The sequence below is a fragment of the Rothia uropygioeca genome, assembly GCF_004136585.1.
Lineage (GTDB): Bacteria > Actinomycetota > Actinomycetes > Actinomycetales > Micrococcaceae > Rothia.
Window position 1 is genome coordinate 573,850 of sequence record NZ_NOIR01000002.1, and the last position, 16,688, is coordinate 590,537.

Annotated in this window: 17 protein-coding genes; 2 read left to right on the forward strand and 15 right to left on the reverse strand. The window is 60.5% G+C overall.

Going from position 1 to position 16,688, the window contains the following annotated elements; genetic code table 11:
• The first annotated feature begins 88 nt into the window (after window positions 1-88).
• Window positions 89-1,471: an AI-2E family transporter gene (locus tag EWR20_RS06905; protein ID WP_129359882.1), complete on the forward strand. Its 1,383-nt coding sequence runs from the start codon at window positions 89-91 to the stop codon at window positions 1,469-1,471.
• A gap of 12 nt (window positions 1,472-1,483) precedes the next feature.
• Here the strand turns inward: EWR20_RS06905 and EWR20_RS06910 are convergent, their stop codons facing one another.
• Window positions 1,484-2,278 carry an alpha/beta hydrolase gene (locus EWR20_RS06910; RefSeq protein WP_129359884.1) on the reverse strand — a complete coding sequence of 265 codons (795 nt, stop codon included), beginning with the start codon at window positions 2,276-2,278 and terminating at the stop codon, window positions 1,484-1,486.
• A gap of 77 nt (window positions 2,279-2,355) precedes the next feature.
• Window positions 2,356-2,691 (reverse strand): ATP/GTP-binding protein, encoded by a 336-nt coding sequence (locus EWR20_RS06915; protein WP_129359886.1) that lies wholly within the window; start codon window positions 2,689-2,691, stop codon window positions 2,356-2,358.
• Between the two features lie 61 nt (window positions 2,692-2,752).
• Here EWR20_RS06915 and nucS point away from each other — a divergent pair, with 61 nt between their 5' ends.
• Entirely contained in the window at window positions 2,753-3,448 is a 696-nt protein-coding gene (gene nucS, locus EWR20_RS06920; protein WP_129359888.1) for an endonuclease NucS, read from the forward strand.
• Window positions 3,449-3,660: 212 nt separating this feature from the next.
• Here nucS and EWR20_RS06925 read toward each other — a convergent pair whose 3' ends face one another.
• The 13 genes from EWR20_RS06925 to EWR20_RS12925 all read right to left on the reverse strand — a co-directional run bounded on the left by EWR20_RS06925 (window position 3,661) and on the right by EWR20_RS12925 (window position 16,500).
• Window positions 3,661-3,927 carry a F0F1 ATP synthase subunit epsilon gene (locus EWR20_RS06925; protein WP_129359890.1) on the reverse strand — a complete coding sequence of 89 codons (267 nt, stop codon included), beginning with the start codon at window positions 3,925-3,927 and terminating at the stop codon, window positions 3,661-3,663.
• A 2-nt stretch (window positions 3,928-3,929) separates the two neighbouring features.
• Window positions 3,930-5,390, reverse strand: coding sequence for a F0F1 ATP synthase subunit beta (gene atpD, locus EWR20_RS06930; protein WP_129359892.1), 1,461 nt, complete (start codon window positions 5,388-5,390; stop codon window positions 3,930-3,932).
• Window positions 5,391-5,448: 58 nt separating this feature from the next.
• A complete protein-coding gene (locus tag EWR20_RS06935) occupies window positions 5,449-6,378 on the reverse strand; it encodes a F0F1 ATP synthase subunit gamma (RefSeq protein WP_129359893.1) in 930 nt (309 codons plus the stop codon).
• Window positions 6,379-6,436: 58 nt separating this feature from the next.
• The gene (gene atpA / locus EWR20_RS06940) at window positions 6,437-8,074 is read right to left on the reverse strand and encodes a F0F1 ATP synthase subunit alpha (RefSeq protein WP_129359895.1); all 1,638 of its coding nucleotides are present in this window, start codon (window positions 8,072-8,074) and stop codon (window positions 6,437-6,439) included.
• A 141-nt stretch (window positions 8,075-8,215) separates the two neighbouring features.
• A complete protein-coding gene (locus EWR20_RS06945; RefSeq protein ID WP_129359896.1) occupies window positions 8,216-9,034 on the reverse strand; it encodes a F0F1 ATP synthase subunit delta in 819 nt (272 codons plus the stop codon).
• On the reverse strand, window positions 9,034-9,585 hold the full coding sequence (locus EWR20_RS06950; RefSeq protein WP_238147626.1) for a F0F1 ATP synthase subunit B: 552 nt from the start codon (window positions 9,583-9,585) through the stop codon (window positions 9,034-9,036). The genes EWR20_RS06945 and EWR20_RS06950 overlap by 1 nt, the downstream gene beginning before the upstream one ends.
• A gap of 52 nt (window positions 9,586-9,637) precedes the next feature.
• A complete protein-coding gene (gene atpE / locus EWR20_RS06955; RefSeq protein WP_129359897.1) occupies window positions 9,638-9,847 on the reverse strand; it encodes an ATP synthase F0 subunit C in 210 nt (69 codons plus the stop codon).
• A 116-nt stretch (window positions 9,848-9,963) separates the two neighbouring features.
• The gene (gene atpB / locus EWR20_RS06960; protein ID WP_129360163.1) at window positions 9,964-10,698 is read right to left on the reverse strand and encodes a F0F1 ATP synthase subunit A; all 735 of its coding nucleotides are present in this window, start codon (window positions 10,696-10,698) and stop codon (window positions 9,964-9,966) included.
• A 154-nt stretch (window positions 10,699-10,852) separates the two neighbouring features.
• Complete coding sequence (locus tag EWR20_RS06965; protein ID WP_129359898.1) at window positions 10,853-11,143, reverse strand: AtpZ/AtpI family protein; 291 nt, start codon at window positions 11,141-11,143, stop codon at window positions 10,853-10,855.
• Entirely contained in the window at window positions 11,140-11,571 is a 432-nt protein-coding gene (locus tag EWR20_RS06970) for a hypothetical protein (protein ID WP_129359899.1), read from the reverse strand. The genes EWR20_RS06965 and EWR20_RS06970 overlap by 4 nt, the downstream gene beginning before the upstream one ends.
• Window positions 11,572-11,624: 53 nt before the next feature.
• Window positions 11,625-12,653, reverse strand: a complete 1,029-nt coding sequence (locus tag EWR20_RS06975; protein ID WP_129359900.1) for an MraY family glycosyltransferase — start codon at window positions 12,651-12,653, stop codon at window positions 11,625-11,627.
• Window positions 12,650-14,560, reverse strand: coding sequence for a nucleoside-diphosphate sugar epimerase/dehydratase (locus EWR20_RS06980; protein ID WP_129359901.1), 1,911 nt, complete (start codon window positions 14,558-14,560; stop codon window positions 12,650-12,652). Before EWR20_RS06980 ends, EWR20_RS06975 begins: the two co-directional genes overlap by 4 nt.
• Window positions 14,557-16,500 (reverse strand): glycosyltransferase, encoded by a 1,944-nt coding sequence (locus EWR20_RS12925; protein WP_165000979.1) that lies wholly within the window; start codon window positions 16,498-16,500, stop codon window positions 14,557-14,559. Before EWR20_RS12925 ends, EWR20_RS06980 begins: the two co-directional genes overlap by 4 nt.
• Window positions 16,501-16,688 lie beyond the last annotated feature (188 nt).

Here is a 16,688-nt window from a genome sequence, read left to right on the forward strand (position 1 = left end):
CATCTCAAACACGCGGGAAGGGCCCCAACCGCGTCCGCCCTCCGGGTAATCTCGACTGGGGAGGACCTTCATCGCAGAGAGGATACGCATGCCAGGTAACAAGCGCCGGGTGAGGACCCCGGTTGATCGTGCCGTGGGCCGTTTGCGTTCCTTGATTGGCAAGAAAGGGCCGTCTACTGCGTTCCCCGGATCCAAACCGCGTCCGAAGTTCGAATTGCCCGACGTCGTGGATCTTCTGGAGGACGACCGTCGAGAGGACTCTTGCAAACCTTCCCCGAGTGCGGGCGAACTGAACCGGAGCAGCCTCGGGCCGTCGGGCTCGGCGGTTGACGACGGCGATTCCCGTTCATCTCACGGCGAGTACTCGTCGGCCGCTGCAGATACCTCACCCAGCCGGCCGGATACGCGCGCTGAATACGCATCGGCCGCACGGACTCCGGTTCAGTTCGGTTTCCTGGTGACTGTGGGGGTCGGACTGGCTCTGCTGGTCTATTACCTGGCCGTCAATGTCGGCGCCCTCGGAGGATGGATCACTGGGGCGATGTTCATTGCCCTCGGCCTTGACCCCATTGTGCGGTGGTTCGAGTCGAAGGGTCTGCCGCGCATCCTTGGCGTGGCCATCGTACTCTTGGCCTTTGCCGGGATCATCGTGCTGATGGCGACCGTGGTCATTCCGAGCATCGCCCGCCAGGCCCTGGGCTTCATCAATGGATTTCCGCAAACCTTCAACGACTTCCTGTCATCGCGATTCATGGAAGAACTCGACGACCAATTCGGGATTCGCGACAAAGTCGAGAACGAGGCGGGCCACTTTTTCCAAACGGCCTTCAGCGACTCGAGCCTCGTCGGCAACTTCCTTAATAATCTGATCAATGCAGGGTCGACGATTGCCCAGGTGGTCACGGGCACGCTGATCGTGATGTTCTTGGCCCTCTACTTTGTGACGTCCCTGCCCTCGATCAAGGCTTGGGGCATTCGCCTCGCACCCCGTTCAAAGCGTGCACGAGTAGCCGAACTGACCGAGAAAGTCACTCAGTCCGTGGGCAATTACGTCATGGGGCAGGCCGTCGTCGCACTTCTGAATGCCATCTTCGCGCTGATCATCATGTCACTCGTCGGCGTCCCGTTCCCGTTGTTGTGCGCCTTCGTCGTACTGCTCTTGGCGTTCATACCGTTGGTCGGAGGCGTGGCCGCCGGGATCCTGGTTACCTTCATAACTCTTCTCCAAGGATGGCAATCCGCGGCCGTCTACGCGATCTGCTATTTCGCGTACTTGCAGATCGAGGCGTACTTCATCTCTCCGCGCATCATGAAGAAAGCTGTCGCGGTTCCCGGGTCCGTGGCCGTGATCGCCGTCGCCGGCGGTGGCGCGCTCTGGGGCGTCCTGGGAGCCATCATTGCTATCCCGGTCGCCGCGTCGGCGCTCCTGCTGGTCAGAGAGATCTTCATTCCGCGCCAAGACAGGCGATAACGCGCTCGTCGATCACTCCTGGGGTTCGGTACCGATGGCGCCTTCCCAGACGGTTTTGAGGTGCACGCGTTGCCCCGCGATCGTCGAAACGATCTCGTCGTGGGCCCGACGCACATACTTTTCCCCTACCCACAGGTGCTTGGCCCCGTCGATACCGATCACGTCGGCCTGCGGAATGACGGAAAATCTTTCCCGTGCCTCGGCTGGTTGCAGATAGTCGTCCTTTTCAGGGACCAACGCGGTCAGCGGAAGACCGCTCCGGGCCCAGGACCTCAGGTCTTCTTCCGTTGCGCGGTGCAGTGGAGGTGACAACAGGATCGCCCCGCTCACTGAGGAGCTCACGGGCTCGTGGGAAGCGTATTTGAGGGCGAGTTCGGTTCCGAAGGACCAGCCGATGATCCAAATATTCGGCAGTCCTCGGTCTTTGAGGAATCTGAGGGCCGCGAGCACGTCGGCTTTCTCTCCCAGCCCTTCCTCGAATTCGCCGTCGCTGGTGCCGCGAGGCGAGGACGTCCCCCGTGTGTTGAATCGAAGGACCGCCATATGGGCCAGAGCGGGAAGCCGATACGACGCCTTCTTGTACACGTGGGAATCCATGAATCCGCCGTGGGTGGGCAGCGGGTGCAGACACAGCAGGGTCGCGGCCGGGTCGGCTCCCTCGGGCAGGGCCAACTCCCCTACCAGCGTTTTTCCGTCCTCGGTTCTGATTTCGATGTTCTCGCGGCGCGCGGGAAGAACCGTTGCCGAGCCGATTTCGGTGGGGCCATTGGTCGTAGAATCCGTTTGCGCAGGTTGTGAAGTCGCCATGGCCACAATTCTAGGGGCGAGTACTCATCGGGAGCGCCTTCACGGCCTCCGCAAGGCGTATTCGGGCCTTCATGAACTCAGTGGATATCCCAACATTTGGTGTGCCAGTGCCGACGCTCCTCGATGGCCCGTTGCTCGCCGAAAATATAGTCGTTTCTCCACACCACGTAATGAGCTGAACGCGTCGCGATACGTCGACCGCATCCCGGGCACGTGTACGTCTTCCTTGCTCCCGACGCCGGGACGAAGCGCACGTACCACTCGCCTCCGGAGTCCCGTTCGATACGAGGTTCGGGGTCGAGGGCTCGCGATATATCTCCTCCGGTCAGATCCGAGAACTTCTGCCACTTGCTGGGACCCGCTTTGCCGTGGCCCGATTGGGCCCTTCGTGGTGTTCGCCGAGATCCTGCCATGCCTTTTATTCTGGCACAGGAGCGACTGCGCCTCACGCGTACGGCCGGTAGAGTAATGCGAGTGCGTCTAGTGATAGCTGATTGTTCCGTAGATTATGAAGGCCGACTCAAGGCTCATCTTCCGCTGGCTACCCGCCTGCTCATGGTGAAGGCCGACGGTTCCGTTCTCGTTCATTCGGACGGAGGGTCGTACAAGCCGTTGAATTGGATGTCTCCGCCAGCAACGGTTCGTATCGAATCCGCCGAGGACCACGACTTCGACGACGACGCCGTCGAGAGGTGGATCGTCCAGGCGGCGAAATCCGATGATCGCCTCATCGTTCGCATTTTTGCGAAGCACCACGAGTCGGATCACCAATTGGGTGTGGACCCCGGTCTCATCAAGGACGGAGTCGAGTCCGATCTGCAGCGCCTGCTCGCGGAACAGATCGAAACACTCGGCAAGGGATACAGCCTGATCCGCCGGGAGTTCCCCACGGCCATCGGCCCAGTCGACATTCTGGCCCGGGATGCGACGGGGCACACCGTAGCAATTGAGCTCAAGCGTCGAGGCGACATCGATGGTGTCGAGCAGTTGACGCGGTACCTCGAGCAGCTCAATCGCGATCCGGTTCTCGCCCCTGTCCGCGGCATCTTCGCCGCACAGCTGATCAAGCCACAGGCCAAGACCCTCGCGGCCGATCGCGGAATCTCCTGCGTAACCCTGGACTACGACGCCATGCGCGGCGTCGACGACGCGGACGGCCGCCTCTTCTAAGACCCGGTTTTCCCGTAATGCAGCCGGCCGTCATCCTTCTCCGAGAAAAGACAGCGGTCGATGACCAGATCAGCAGCCCGCGGAGTCTTTCTCGACGGCCGCCGTCCAAGAGGACGGAAGATTGCCCTATCGATACCACAGCGGAAAGGCCCGGCACTGATTCAGTGCCGGGCCTTCCGTTCGATCGCTGGGGATCGGTTGTTCACATGATGTTAGAACTCAGAGCTGCTCGTGGCCGCTATCACGACGGTGTCGTTGGATACCGTGAGGAATCCTTCTTGCAACCGAGCCGTTTTGCGTTCTCCGTCCACCGGGTCGATGACCAATTCCCCGTCATCCGCTAGGAGGGCGAGGGTGGGTGCGTGGCCGGCCAGCACGCCGATATCACCGGCGGCCGTCCGGGCGCGTACGTACTTGGCCTCGCCCTGCCACACGACGGCTTCGCGAGAAACCACTTCTACCTTCAGGACGGGTGCCATGATCAGTTACCGCCCTGTTCCTTGAGCTCGGCCCACTTGCGCTCGACGTCGTCCAGGCCGCCGACGTTGTAGAAGGCCTGCTCGGGCACGTGGTCCAGGTCGCCGTCGCAAATAGCGGTGAAGCCCTCGATGGTTTCCTTGATGTTGACGGTGGAACCCTCAACACCGGTGAACTGCTTCGCGGTGTAGGTGTTCTGGGAGAGGAACTGCTCGATACGGCGGGCACGCGACACAACGACCTTCTGCTCCTCGGAGAGCTCGTCGACGCCGAGGATCGCGATGATGTCCTGAAGCTCCTTGTTCTCCTGGAGAATCGACTTCACACGAATCGCGGTGTCGTAATGAGCCTGACCGATGTACTGCGGGTCCAGGATTCGCGACGTCGAGGACAGCGGATCCACGGCCGGGTACAGACCGCGCGAAGCGATATCGCGGGAGAGTTCGGTTGTGGCGTCCAAGTGAGCGAACGTGGTGGCAGGGGCCGGGTCGGTGTAGTCGTCGGCCGGCACGTAAATGGCCTGCATGGAGGTAATCGAGTGACCTCGGGTTGAGGTGATGCGCTCCTGCAGAACACCCATCTCGTCGGCCAAGGTGGGCTGGTAGCCCACGGCAGATGGCATACGGCCCAGCAGGGTCGAAACCTCGGAACCGGCCTGCGTGAAACGGAAGATGTTGTCGATGAACAGCAGAACGTCCTGGTTCTGAACGTCACGGAAGTACTCGGCCATGGTCAGGCCGGACAGCGCGACGCGCAGACGTGTTCCCGGGGGCTCATCCATCTGGCCGAATACAAGTGCAGTGTCTTTGAGAACCCCCGCTTCTTCCATCTCGACCCAGAGGTCATTACCCTCGCGGGTACGCTCGCCGACACCGGCGAACACCGAGGTGCCGCCGAAGTTGCGGGCAACACGGGTGATCATTTCCTGGATCAGAACCGTCTTGCCAACGCCGGCGCCGCCGAACAGACCGATCTTGCCACCCTGAATGTAGGGGGTCAGAAGGTCGATGACCTTGATGCCGGTTTCCAGCATCTGGGTCGAACCTTCGAGCTGCGCGAAGTTCGGAGCCTTGCGGTGGATGGGCCAGTAGTCGCTGGCCTCGATCTGGTCGTCGTCGACGTCGAGGGAGTTGCCCAAAACGTTGAAGATATGGCCTTTGACGCCGTCGCCCACGGGGACCGAGATGGCATCGCCGGTGTCCTGGACCGGCGTGCCGCGGACGAGTCCATCGGTCTGCTGCAGGGAGATGGCACGGACCAAGCTGTCGCCCAGATGCTGAGCAACCTCGAAGGTGATCTTCTTGGTCTGTCCGCCGATGGTCAGTTCGGTGGTCAGAGCGTTGTAGATATCCGGGATCTGGTTGGCCGGGAACTCGACGTCGACCACAGGGCCGATCACGCGAGCTACGCGTCCAACGCCGCCCTGGACCGACGCGGAGGTCGATTCGTTCATGGTGGCAGTCATTCTTTCACTTACCTCTTCGCAGAGAATCTCTGTACGTAGTGTCTGTACGTGGGGGTGGTTAGGAGGCGGCGAGGGAATCGGCGCCAGCGACGATCTCGCTGAGCTCCTGGGTGATCTCGGCCTGGCGTGCGTTGTTCATCAAGCGGGTGTACTTCTTGACAAGGTCGTCCGCGTTGTCGCCGGCGGACTTCATCGCCCGTTGACGCGCGGCCAGCTCGCTCGCTGCCGCCTGAAGGAGGCAGGAGAAGATACGTGTCTCGATGTACCGCGGCAACAATTCGTCGAGTACCTCTTCGGCGCTCGGCTCGAATTCGAAGGATGCGGCATTGTCGAACTCATCATCCCGGAACTCCTCACCGGGCAGAATTTCCTCGCCCAATTCCTTGGAGTCCACCACGGTCAGTGGCAACAACCTCAGGATCTTGGCCTCCTGGGAGACCATCGACTTGAACTCGGTGTACACGATGTGCAGGTCGTCGACGCCGCCCTCTTCGAACGCCGTGGAGTAACGATCGAGCAGAACCTCACCGATTTCACGTGCGGTCTCGACATCGGGGTTGTCGGTATTGCCCGACCACACCTTTTCGAAGGACCGTTCACGAAAATCGAAGTACTGCTTGGCCTTGCGCCCCACGAGGTACAACTCGACCTCGCGGCCGTCGCGACGCAACCGCTCGATCAGGCTCTCGGCTTTCTTCAGCACATTCGCCGAATACGAGCCGGCAAGGCCTCGGTCGCTCGTCATGATCAAGACGGCGGAACGTCGAGATTCCGATCCGTCGCTGATGAGCGGATGCGAGATCGACGTCTGCGTGGCCACCGCACTCACGGCCCTGGTCAGGGCATTCGCGTAGGGACCCGTTTCACTGGAGCGCTTGCGGGCACGGTTGATTCGGGAGGTCGCGATCATCTCCATCGCCTTGAAGATCTTCTTCATGGACGACGTCGAAGCAATCTTCTGGCGGTAAACCCTAATTTGGGCTCCCATAGAGCTTCCTTTCAGCCCGGACGATGCACGGCCCTTGCGAGCCGTGCATCCTCAGGTCTTATCGCTTGACGATCTGTTCCTGATCGACTTCCGAATCGTTCACGGGGGTGTGCTCCTCGTGACCGGCGCGGACCGCACCAGCACCATCGTTCTGACCGGCCATGAAGTCGCGCTTGACGTTGTCGATCGCGGTCTTCAGCTCAGCCAGGGTATCGTCCTCGAGCTTGCCGCTGTCGCGGATCGCCCCCAGGACGTTGGTCTGGCGACGAAGATGGTCGATGAAACGCTTCTCGAACTCGAGCACGTCGGAGACTTCAACCTCATCCATGTAGCCATTAGTACCGGCCCAGATCGAAACGACCTGTTCTTCGACCGGATACGGCGTGTACTGCGGCTGACGGAGCAATTCCATGAGTCGCGCACCGCGCACCAACTGACGGCGAGAAGTCTCGTCCAGGTCGGAAGCGAACATTGCGAAGGCCTGCATCGAGCGATACTGAGCAAGGTCCAGCTTCAGCGTGCCGGAAACCTTCTTCATGGCCTTGATCTGTGCCGAACCACCCACACGCGAAACCGAAACGCCGACGTCGACTGCCGGGCGCTGGTTGGAGTTGAAGAGATCCGACTGCAGGAAGATCTGGCCGTCCGTAATCGAGATGACGTTGGTCGGAATGAACGCCGAGACGTCATTCGCCTTGGTCTCGATGATCGGCAACCCGGTCATCGACCCTGCGCCGAGCTCGTCGGAGAGCTTGGCACAACGCTCCAGCAGACGAGAGTGCAGGTAGAAGACGTCACCCGGGTAGGCTTCGCGTCCCGGCGGGCGGCGCAGCAAGAGCGACACGGCACGGTAAGCTTCGGCCTGCTTGGACAGGTCATCGAAGACGATGAGGACGTGCTTGCCCCCGTACATCCAGTGCTGACCGATTGCGGAGCCCGCGTAAGGAGCCAGGTACTTGAAACCGGCAGCATCCGATGCGGGCGAGGCCACGATGGTCGTGTACTCGAGGGCGCCGTTCTCTTCTAGCGTCTGACGAACCGAGGCGATAGTCGAGGCTTTCTGCCCCACGGCCACGTAGATGCAGCGAACCTGCTTGTTGACGTCGCCCGACTCCCAGTTGTCCTTCTGGTTCAGGATCGCGTCGACACCGATCGCGGTCTTGCCGGTCTGGCGGTCGCCGATGATGAGCTGACGCTGCCCACGGCCGATCGGGATCATGGCGTCGATCGCCTTGAGGCCGGTCTGGAGAGGCTCGTGGACCGACTTGCGCTGAGTCACGCCGGGGGCCTGAAGCTCCAGAGCGCGGCGTCCCTCGGACTCAACCGGTCCGAGATCGTCGATGGGCTGGCCCAAGGGGTCGACCACGCGACCCAAGAAAGCGTCGCCCACGGGCACGGAAAGCACTTCCCCGGTCCGGTGAACTTCTTGTCCTTCTTCAATGCCGGCGAATTCGCCCAGTACGATCGCGCCGATGTCACGGGTGTCAAGGCTCTGGGCCAGGCCCAGAGTGCCATCTTCGAAACGAAGAAGTTCGTTCGCCATGACCGAGGGCAGACCCTCGATGCGAGCGATACCGTCACCTGCACTGCTGACGCGTCCGACTTCGACACGCTGTGCGTCGCCGGGTTCGTACGATGCCGCGAACTCGTCGAGCGCGCTGCGGACATCATCGGCATTGATGGTCAAATCGGCCATCTTGTGTCCCTGCTCTCCTAGATTGGTGGTCCCATTGCTTCTGGAACCGAGTGTACGTGTATGGGTGGGTCGCACCGTGAATTCTTCAATCCCTCACGGGCGACCCAGCTGTGTATCAGACTGAATCGCCGTGGAAGGCGCTCACGAGGAAGACACCGAACGGTCAAGATTCGAGATCCGGGACGACACGGTTCCGTCGATGACTTCGTCGCCGACCTGAACCTTGAGACCGCCCATCACCTCGGGATCTACCGTGACGTCGAGGGTCATGTCCCGTCCGTAGACCGTGGAAATGGCTTTCTCGAGCCGTACGAGCCGTTGCTCGTCCAATGGGGCGCTCGTCGTGACTTTGGCGATAAAACGCTGCGAGAGCGCAACCAATGTCTCGGCGAACTTCTCGGCCAAATCGGCGGGCTGAACACCGCGGGGATGCTCCACGACCTGATTGATCAGGAGGCGGCCTTCCTCTGTCCGTGCGGCACTGATTCGAGCTGCAAGTTGCTTCTTCGCGGCATTGTCAGCCCGCTGATCAGTCAGCGCAGTCTGGACCTCAGGGTCAGCCTGTACCGTCTTCGAAAATCTCAACAAGTCCTCGATGACGGTCGACAAGGTGTCCTGGCCGGCACGATTTTCTGCCGCAAAAGCGGCAGCCAGTACCCCGAGGTGCTCAAGAGCATCTGCAAAGTCCCGTTCTGCCGACCAGCGAGAGGCCGCGGCACGAGCCACGGTTTCCCGAACGGCCGGGTAAACCTTGCCTTCCAATACGCTAGAAGCCACCTTCCCTCGCTGTTCGGATTCGCGGGAAGGATCCGTCAGACCACGGCGCAGAGCACCGTTGTGATCGATCAATTCCGCAACCGAAAACAGCTCTTCGCTCATCGAGGCGTTGGCCTCGCTGGAAAAGCGCTGTTCAAACAGCTGGCTCAGCTTCTTGAGTGATTCAGTCGATACTCCTGCCATTACTTGGTTGCACCTGCACTTCGCTGCTGGGATGCTTCAAGGTCGGCGAGGAAGCGGTCCACCACGCGGTTGGAGCGATCGTCGTCATTCAGCGACTCCCCAACGATCTTGCTGGCGAGTTCGGTGGCCAGAGTGCCCACCTCGGTCCGCAAGGAAACCAGTGCGGCCGAACGCTCGGCCTGAATGGTTTTCTGTGCATTCTCGGTGATCCTGGCAGCCTCGGCTGTGGCACGCTCTTTGTGTTCGGCGACGATTTGTTCGCCTTCCACGCGAGCGTCCTCGCGGATCTTCTGCGCTTCGAGTCGAGCAGACTCCAGCTGCTGGTTGTACTCTTCACGAGCAGCAGCAGCCTCGGCCTGAGCCTTTTCGGCTTTGGCCAATCCACCCTCGATAGCCTCCTTGCGATCCTGGTAGATCTTCTCGAAGGTCGGGGCGATGAACTTGACGACGATGTACAGAAGGATCAGGAACCCGAGGCCGGTGATGAGGACTTCCCACCAGTCAGGGCGAAGGGGGCTTGCACCCTCTTCCGCTGCCATCAAAAGTGACATAAAGGAGATTCCTGTTCTCTAGTTCTGTCTAGGGGTTGAGCAGCCTGCGGGGCTACTGGATGAATGCCAGAACCAGACCCAGAATCGCGAGAGCCTCAACCACGGCGAAGCCCAGGAACAGCATAGGCTGCAGGACGCGCTGGGACTCGGGCTGACGGGCAACGGAGGTCATGTAAGCCGCGAAGATGAGGCCGACGCCGATGCCGCCGCCGATGGCTGCGAGACCGTAACCGATGGCGCTGAGCGAACCTGTAATTTCCATTGGCTATTTCCTTTCGTGATGCCCGAGTTCGGGCTTAATGTGCCGCGAGGGCATGTCTATGGCGGTGGATTCGACCGATGGGCAGGTCAAACCCCGATCCAGGTTTCCCCGGAATTCTAGTGTGCTTCCGCCACGGCGCCCTGAAGGTACACCGCGAAGAGAAGCGTGAAAACATATGCCTGGATGGCCTGAATCAACAGTTCCAGGAAGAAGAGGAAGATTCCGAAAACGCCGGAGAAGAGGGAAGCCACAATTCCGAGCCCTCCGACCTGAGTGATCAGGAATGCGGTCAGGCTGGCTGCGACCATGATGGCCATGTGGCCGGCGAACATGGTCGCGAACAAACGCAGGGAGTGGGTGATCGGGCGAATAATCAGGTTCGACAAGAACTCGATCGGAATCAGGATGATGTAGAAAACCGGAGGCACGCCGGAAGGCATGGTCATGGCCTTGAAGAAGCCGCCCACACCTTTGTTCTTGATACCCGCACCGACCCAGCAGAGATATGCGAAACCGGCCATGAAGTAGGCGCTGCCGGCGTGCGAGAAGGTCGGAAGCTGGAAGAAGGGGATCGAGCCCCAGAGGTTGTTGACCAGGATGAAGAAGAAGGACGTGAACAACAGGGGCACGAACGGCTTGAAGTGGTGAACTCCGATGATGTCCTTGGCCAGAGAGTTGCGGACGAATCCGTAACCCATTTCTCCCGCGAACTGGAGTTTGCCAGGAACCATGGCGCGACGACGGCCGGCGACCATGAAGAATACGGCCACCACGGCGACCGCCAGCAGCATCAGGAGCATCTGCTTGCCGAAGCCGAAGCTACCGACGTTGAACAGATCAGGCAGATGCATGTCCTCGATCGTGGGGGCCTGATATGCCGCGACGACGTGCCCGGTTTCCAGCAAGGCGTGTCCTTTCTCAGGAAGGTTTGCGTCCTCGAAGCCAGAGATTGCTCAAGGCCTCGATCAAGTATTCGGTCAGTTGCTTGAGGGAGGTCTGAAGCGACTAGTCGTCGCCGTCCCGCGGCCGCATATGGAGGTACACCAAGTAGAAACCGGCGAAGGCCCCTATGCCAGCGCCGAGCCACACGATCCATCGTGTCCCCAGCAAGCGATCCAGCCCAAAGCCTACCAAACTCCAGAAGGCCGTACCGATCACTACGTAGAGAAGGACCATGATCGACCCGGACAATCCGCCCTGGTTAACGAGGTCCCCGGCGTTGCGAAGATCTTGGTTTTCCGGCTGATCCCGGAACGCTCTGGACCTGGGATTGCCTCCCTGGCGATCCGAAGTCATGAGTCTTTTCCGCCCTCACAGTGGTTGGTCTTCTCCGCGTGCCGAGTAGGCACCGAATCGGCTGATGAGAAATATGGTATCCGGAGACGCCGGATTACCCATAGTTGAGTTCCCAGGATCGTCACTACTGCCCAGATTGCCGCGGCAAGCGCCCATGCTCCGGACCACGACTGCGGGAACGGCACCACGAGCAGCAAAGCTGCGCCGACCATGATCTTGATGACGTAACCGACGAGCAGAAACAGTGCAGGGTCCTGCCCCAGGCGAGTTACGAGCAACGTCACGAACCACGTTACAAGCGCGGAAATCACAACGATTCCCAACCCGAAGACGGCGGCGGGGGCCGCGTGCCTCACGTCATAAATGGCCGCGATGATGACGAAGATCACAAAGGAAACGGCAAGGTTGCCCAAGGAAGCTTCGCTCATAAAAAGCGCGGGTCGATCGGTTTGCCGGTCCCGCCTCAGCCACGGAAGCGGCTTCATGACGCACTTCTCCGCATCTTCCCAAGGATTGTCGGCAGTGCCAGATAGAGGATCACGATGCAGACCACGAGGAGACCCATCCACATCAGCCCGTCCACCTCAAAGGGCAGGGCCACTACGGTAATCACTGTCACCGCAACGGTCGCGAGCGTCACCACGAGCGACGATGCTACGTGGCTGAATCCCAGGTCAGTCAGTTGCTGATAGACGTGCTGACGATGCGGTTGATACCAGGCTTCGCCGCGGTAGATCCTCTTGACGAGGGTGAAGCCCGTGTCCGCGAGATAAATGACCAGCGGGGACAGAATGTACTCGACGTAAATATTCGAAAGAAATGCGCCCACCGCGCAGCAGGCAATGGCACCGCCGAGAAAATACGAGCCGGTATCGCCAAGGAATACACGCTTTCCGGCCAGGTTCCAGGGCAGGAACGCCAGGAAGGCACCTGCGATCGCGGCACCGCAGACCACAAGCCATGTGAGGTGAGTGGCCCATCCCGCGTAGGCATAAGCCAATCCCACGACTAGGCCTTGCAATCCCGAAATCCCGTTGAGCCCGTCCATGAAATTGGCGACGTTGATATATCCGGCGATGGCGAGCATACCCACGGGGATCCACCAGGCCGGGGTGCCCAGAATGTACGTGAGCGCCGAAGTCACCGCCAAGCCGATGAGGAGTTGAAAACCGGCCCGCCATCTGACGGGAAGTCCCCGGTAGTCCTCGGCCCAGCCGAGAGCGGCCGAAGCGATCATTCCGACGACGACCGCCACCATAACCGACCGGTCGACGTCGACGAGCGCCATCAGGGTGCTTATCCCCAACGCGAGCAACGCGGCGATAGCCGTCGCCAGGCCCATTCCCCGGACGGTAGGAACCGTATGGGAGGACCGGTGGCCCGGGATGTCCACGATGCCCAGCCACCTCAGGAAGGGCAGGACCGCGAAGGGCAGGACCAAGCCGAGCACCAGGGCCGTCAGGGCCGGGATCAGAAATTGTGAGGGTCCGGGAGAGGCTGTCTCTATCATGCTGACTCTTCACGGCCGTCGTCATCGGGGCTCGACGCAGTTCCGTCGTTGGATGCACGCTCGGCCCACGTAGGCGACGCCTGACCAATCACGGGCATCTCCTGCGTCGTGGGGATATTTCCCCTGACTTTCCATTCATGGCGATCCAACCGGGCGGGATCGAGCTGGGTTGATTGCGTGTGAGAGATCTGTGGATGGCCCCGATGGGTCCCCAGCTCCCCTGATCCGACCAGGTCCTCGTGCAGTTTCTCGCCCTGCCGCAGGCCCGTGAAAACGATCTCGATGTCGTTGCGGCCACTCATCTGGATGAGATGACGCGCGACGTCGTAGATGCGGACCGGTTGGCCCATGTCCAGAATGAGCACCTCGCCCGGAGCGCCGATGGCACCGGCTTGAATGACGAGCTGACAGGCTTCCGGAATGGTCATGAAGTAGCGAGTGGCCTCTTTGTCCGTCACCGTGATCGGGCCGCCGCGACGAATCTGTTCCGTGAAAAGAGGCAACATCGATCCCCGGGACCCGAAGACATTGCCGAAACGCACCGAAGCGTAGCGTCCGTCCGTGTGATGTCCCATCCAAGCGGTCATTTTCTCGGCCATCCGTTTTGAGTGGCCGAGCACCGTGGTCGGGTCAGCAGCTTTGTCGGTCGAAACGTTGACGAAAACCTCGACGTCCACGGAGGCCGCGGCCTGAAGGACGTTGCGGGAGCCTTCGACGTTGGTCTGCCATGCTTCGTTGGGGTACTGCTCCAACAAGGAAACATGTTTGAGGGCCGCGGCATGGAAGACGACCTGCGGACGGCGCGTCGCGAAGATGGAGTTGAGCGCTTCCTGATCCCGAATGTCCGCGAGCACGGTGTCCTGCCCGTCGAGAAGGCCACGCCCCGTCATCGAAATCTGGGTGGCCTGAAGAGCCGATTCGTCACGGTCCAGCATGATGAGCTCGGAGGGCGAGAAATGTCCGATCTGTCGGCACAGTTCTGAACCTATGGAGCCCCCGGCGCCAGTGACCAGAACACGCTTGCCCGTCAGGTACTTGGCGATGCCCTCCACGTTGATGTCCACGGCCCGTTGCCCCACGATGTCCTCGAGGCGGATGTCCCGCAGATCCAAGGTGTTTCCCGCCGTATTGCCGAACATGTCTCGAAGCGGAGGGGCCGTCAGAATCCGCACGTCCATGCCTTCGAGCTCTTCGTTGATCTGTGTCATAAGCGACGATTTGACGTTGGCCATCGCAATAATCAGAACACGGGCATTCGCGCGCCTCATGACCTGGCGCAAATGCGTGATATTGCCGGAGACCGGAACCGAATTGATGCGCAGGTGCTTCTTGGCTGGGTCGTCGTCGATCAGCGCAACGGGCAGATACGGCGAATCCTTGTCCTGCACCATTTGGGTGATCAGGGTGTTGGCCAAGAAACCCGCACCATAGACGACCGCGTGCGGAGCATGGGCGCTGGGTTTCGACTTCGATTCCACGTACATGCGCTTGAGATAGCGCACCGCCGCCATGAACAGCAGGGCGAAGGGGAAAGCGATCAGGGGAATGGACCGCGGCATGTGCAGAGAGACTCCGAAGAACAGGAGCACGATCTGCACCAGGGCAGTCACGATGACCGTGACCAGCATCAAGGCCTTGGCCTCGTCAAAGCTGCCAAAACTGTATCTGCCGCGGTACAACGCGAACACGCTGCCGACGACCAGCTGCGCAGCGACGGCCAGCACGCAAACGAGTACAAGACCGGGGGTGTGCACGAGCTTGTAGTCCATCTCGTAGCGCAGGAAGAGGCTCAGAAGAACCGCCACGACCCAGGCGACGGAATCCAGGAAGACCTGGGTCCACAACCAAAGACGCGGTCGTTCGTATCCGGTACTCGACCGCTCGCCGGATAGTGCGGAGCCGCTCATAGGGGCTGGTTTCCTTCCTGTGACGCCTCATTCTCTCTCATGACGGAGCGCACCCCCGGGGTTCGTCCATCCTGAATACAAGAAACGCTCGATCCTCGTCTACCGATCAACGCACGGTAGGTTCCGACCCTCCACTGCCGCGGTATGAGCCGGTATCCACCGCGCAACACCACATTACGCGCCCACCGGACGGGGCCGATGAACCCGGAGGCACGGAGGTGTCGTTGAAGGTCCAGTTCCCGAATCGCGGCCGGAACTCCACCGCGCCGATCCCACGATGCAGCCCCCGCGCGGTATTTCACGAGCGGTTCGGCAAAATTCCCCAAAGCGTACCCGGCGTCGAGCATGCGAACCCAGAGACCGTAGTCCTCTGCGCCTGGAATCGTCTCGTAACCTCCCACATCACGAACCGCCCGGGCGTCCAGGACTACCGTCGGATGGCACAGGGGGTTGCGCACGGTCGCAACCCGTCGAATCGCGCGCTCATCGGTTTCAACTTTACGTATAGATTGAACCTCGCGAAACTCTTCGTCCATCTCGTACATGGCGGACCCCACGGCCTGGTGGCGACCTTCGAGCACGGACGGAACCATCAACTCGAATCGTTCCGGAACGGACTCGTCATCGGCGTCGGCGCGGGCGACGACGCGAAAGCTGCACGCGGCCAGTCCGACGTTCAAGGCATTGGCCAGGCCGCCGTTGCACAGAAGCCTCTTCACCTGGACCGGTATTCCGTGGTTTTCGACTTCTCTGACCGAGCTCAGGATTTCTTCCTCGAGTTCGGCGCCGACCGGGCCATCGACCACCAGCACAACTTCATCCGGAGCCAAGGTCTGTTCCCAAACATTCGATGCGAAAGCTCGGCGTAACGCCCCTGGCGTGTCACGGTGGTACACGGGCATCAGAAGAGAGAACCCCTCTTCCTCAGGTTCATGTTGAAGCTTTGTGGCCGATTCTTGCTCCGGAGTCGAATGGGAATCAAGGTCATATATGCCGGAGAGAGCCTGGCGGTTGCTCCTGGGGGCACGCAATGCGTCCCAGAAGCCACGCGCCAAATACTTGGTCAATGCCTGGCGGTTCGAGCTGTTTCGGAAAGTCCTGACCCACAGCCGGCCCGTCGCACCCCCGTAGAGAATCTTCTCCCACGGGGCCAGGGACTGACTTCGGCTGAAAACCCAGAGTTTGTTGCGCACGTCGTTGTAGAATCGAGGACCCGGGTCCACGTCCGTTGTGCCGAAAGTCTTGGTGTGGTGCGCGACCACCGAGGACGGCAGAGATATCGCATCCCGGAATCGCGCGAGGCGAGTCGAATATTCGAAATCGTCGTTCCAAATGAAGTAATCGACAATCGGAAGGCCCACTCTCCTCATGGCTGCAGCATCCATGAGAAGGGAAACGAACGATCCGGAACGGATCGTTTTGCCTCCGACTTTTTGCGCTCGTTCTTTCTGCTCTCGTGTCGCCCCGATGCGCCCGATCATCGAATTCATGGGATGTTCCCTGCCATCGGTCCACACGACATTACTGGCGATGAATGCCGGACGTTCCTCAGGCGCATCGGAATAGTCGACCCAGGCTTCCACGGATTCCGCAAGTGTGTCGGCCAGTGGCTCGGTGTCATCGTCCATAACCCAGACCAGGTCGGCGTCGTGAACGGCTAGTGCCCGATCGATGCCGACTGCAAATCCCCCGGCGCCACCGAGGTTCTGGTTGAGACGAACCCTGTCGATCGGCAAGCTGTAGTCGAGGTTCTCCAGGAATTGAGGGGTCTCATCCGTGGAGGCATTGTCCACGAGGACCACTTGATCCGGGACACGACGGCCGTTGGCTACGCCCGAGAGAGTCTTGCGGAGGAGGTGAAGGCGGTTGAAAGTCACGATGACGGCCACCACCCGCGGGTTCGGGGTCTTCCCCCGCCCTGCGACGGATTTCGGCTGCACTCTGTCCTTTCCCCTCGCACACGTCGGCCCGACGGTACGAGCTGATCTGTTCTCCGGGGCGGCTCGTGCCCGCATGGTGAAGTTAGCGCGATTTGGTCAGTAAAGTGGTCTCAAGAAGGTGCGACGATCGCACCCGATGAACGGCAACTGACAGTTTACCGCGGCATGTAGCTCAAATCGGGGCTATC

Bases quoted from the DNA above. Each gene is read 5' to 3' on its own strand.
- atpE (WP_129359897.1), bottom strand. From the start codon at position 9,847: ATGGAAATTACAGGTTCGCTCAGCGCCATCGGTTACGGTCTCGCAGCC.
- EWR20_RS06975 (WP_129359900.1), bottom strand. From the start codon at position 12,653: ATGATAGAGACAGCCTCTCCCGGACCCTCACAATTTCTGATCCCGGCC.
- atpB (WP_129360163.1), bottom strand. From the start codon at position 10,698: ATGCATCTGCCTGATCTGTTCAACGTCGGTAGCTTCGGCTTCGGCAAG.
- atpA (WP_129359895.1), bottom strand. From the start codon at position 8,074: ATGGCCGATTTGACCATCAATGCCGATGATGTCCGCAGCGCGCTCGAC.
- EWR20_RS06950 (WP_238147626.1), bottom strand. From the start codon at position 9,585: ATGTCACTTTTGATGGCAGCGGAAGAGGGTGCAAGCCCCCTTCGCCCT.
- EWR20_RS06905 (WP_129359882.1), top strand. From the start codon at position 89: ATGCCAGGTAACAAGCGCCGGGTGAGGACCCCGGTTGATCGTGCCGTG.
- EWR20_RS06915 (WP_129359886.1), bottom strand. From the start codon at position 2,691: ATGGCAGGATCTCGGCGAACACCACGAAGGGCCCAATCGGGCCACGGC.
- EWR20_RS06945 (WP_129359896.1), bottom strand. From the start codon at position 9,034: ATGGCAGGAGTATCGACTGAATCACTCAAGAAGCTGAGCCAGCTGTTT.
- atpD (WP_129359892.1), bottom strand. From the start codon at position 5,390: ATGACTGCCACCATGAACGAATCGACCTCCGCGTCGGTCCAGGGCGGC.
- EWR20_RS06980 (WP_129359901.1), bottom strand. From the start codon at position 14,560: ATGAGCGGCTCCGCACTATCCGGCGAGCGGTCGAGTACCGGATACGAA.
- EWR20_RS06910 (WP_129359884.1), bottom strand. From the start codon at position 2,278: ATGGCGACTTCACAACCTGCGCAAACGGATTCTACGACCAATGGCCCC.
- EWR20_RS06970 (WP_129359899.1), bottom strand. From the start codon at position 11,571: ATGAGCGAAGCTTCCTTGGGCAACCTTGCCGTTTCCTTTGTGATCTTC.
- EWR20_RS06965 (WP_129359898.1), bottom strand. From the start codon at position 11,143: ATGACTTCGGATCGCCAGGGAGGCAATCCCAGGTCCAGAGCGTTCCGG.
- EWR20_RS06925 (WP_129359890.1), bottom strand. From the start codon at position 3,927: ATGGCACCCGTCCTGAAGGTAGAAGTGGTTTCTCGCGAAGCCGTCGTG.
- EWR20_RS06935 (WP_129359893.1), bottom strand. From the start codon at position 6,378: ATGGGAGCCCAAATTAGGGTTTACCGCCAGAAGATTGCTTCGACGTCG.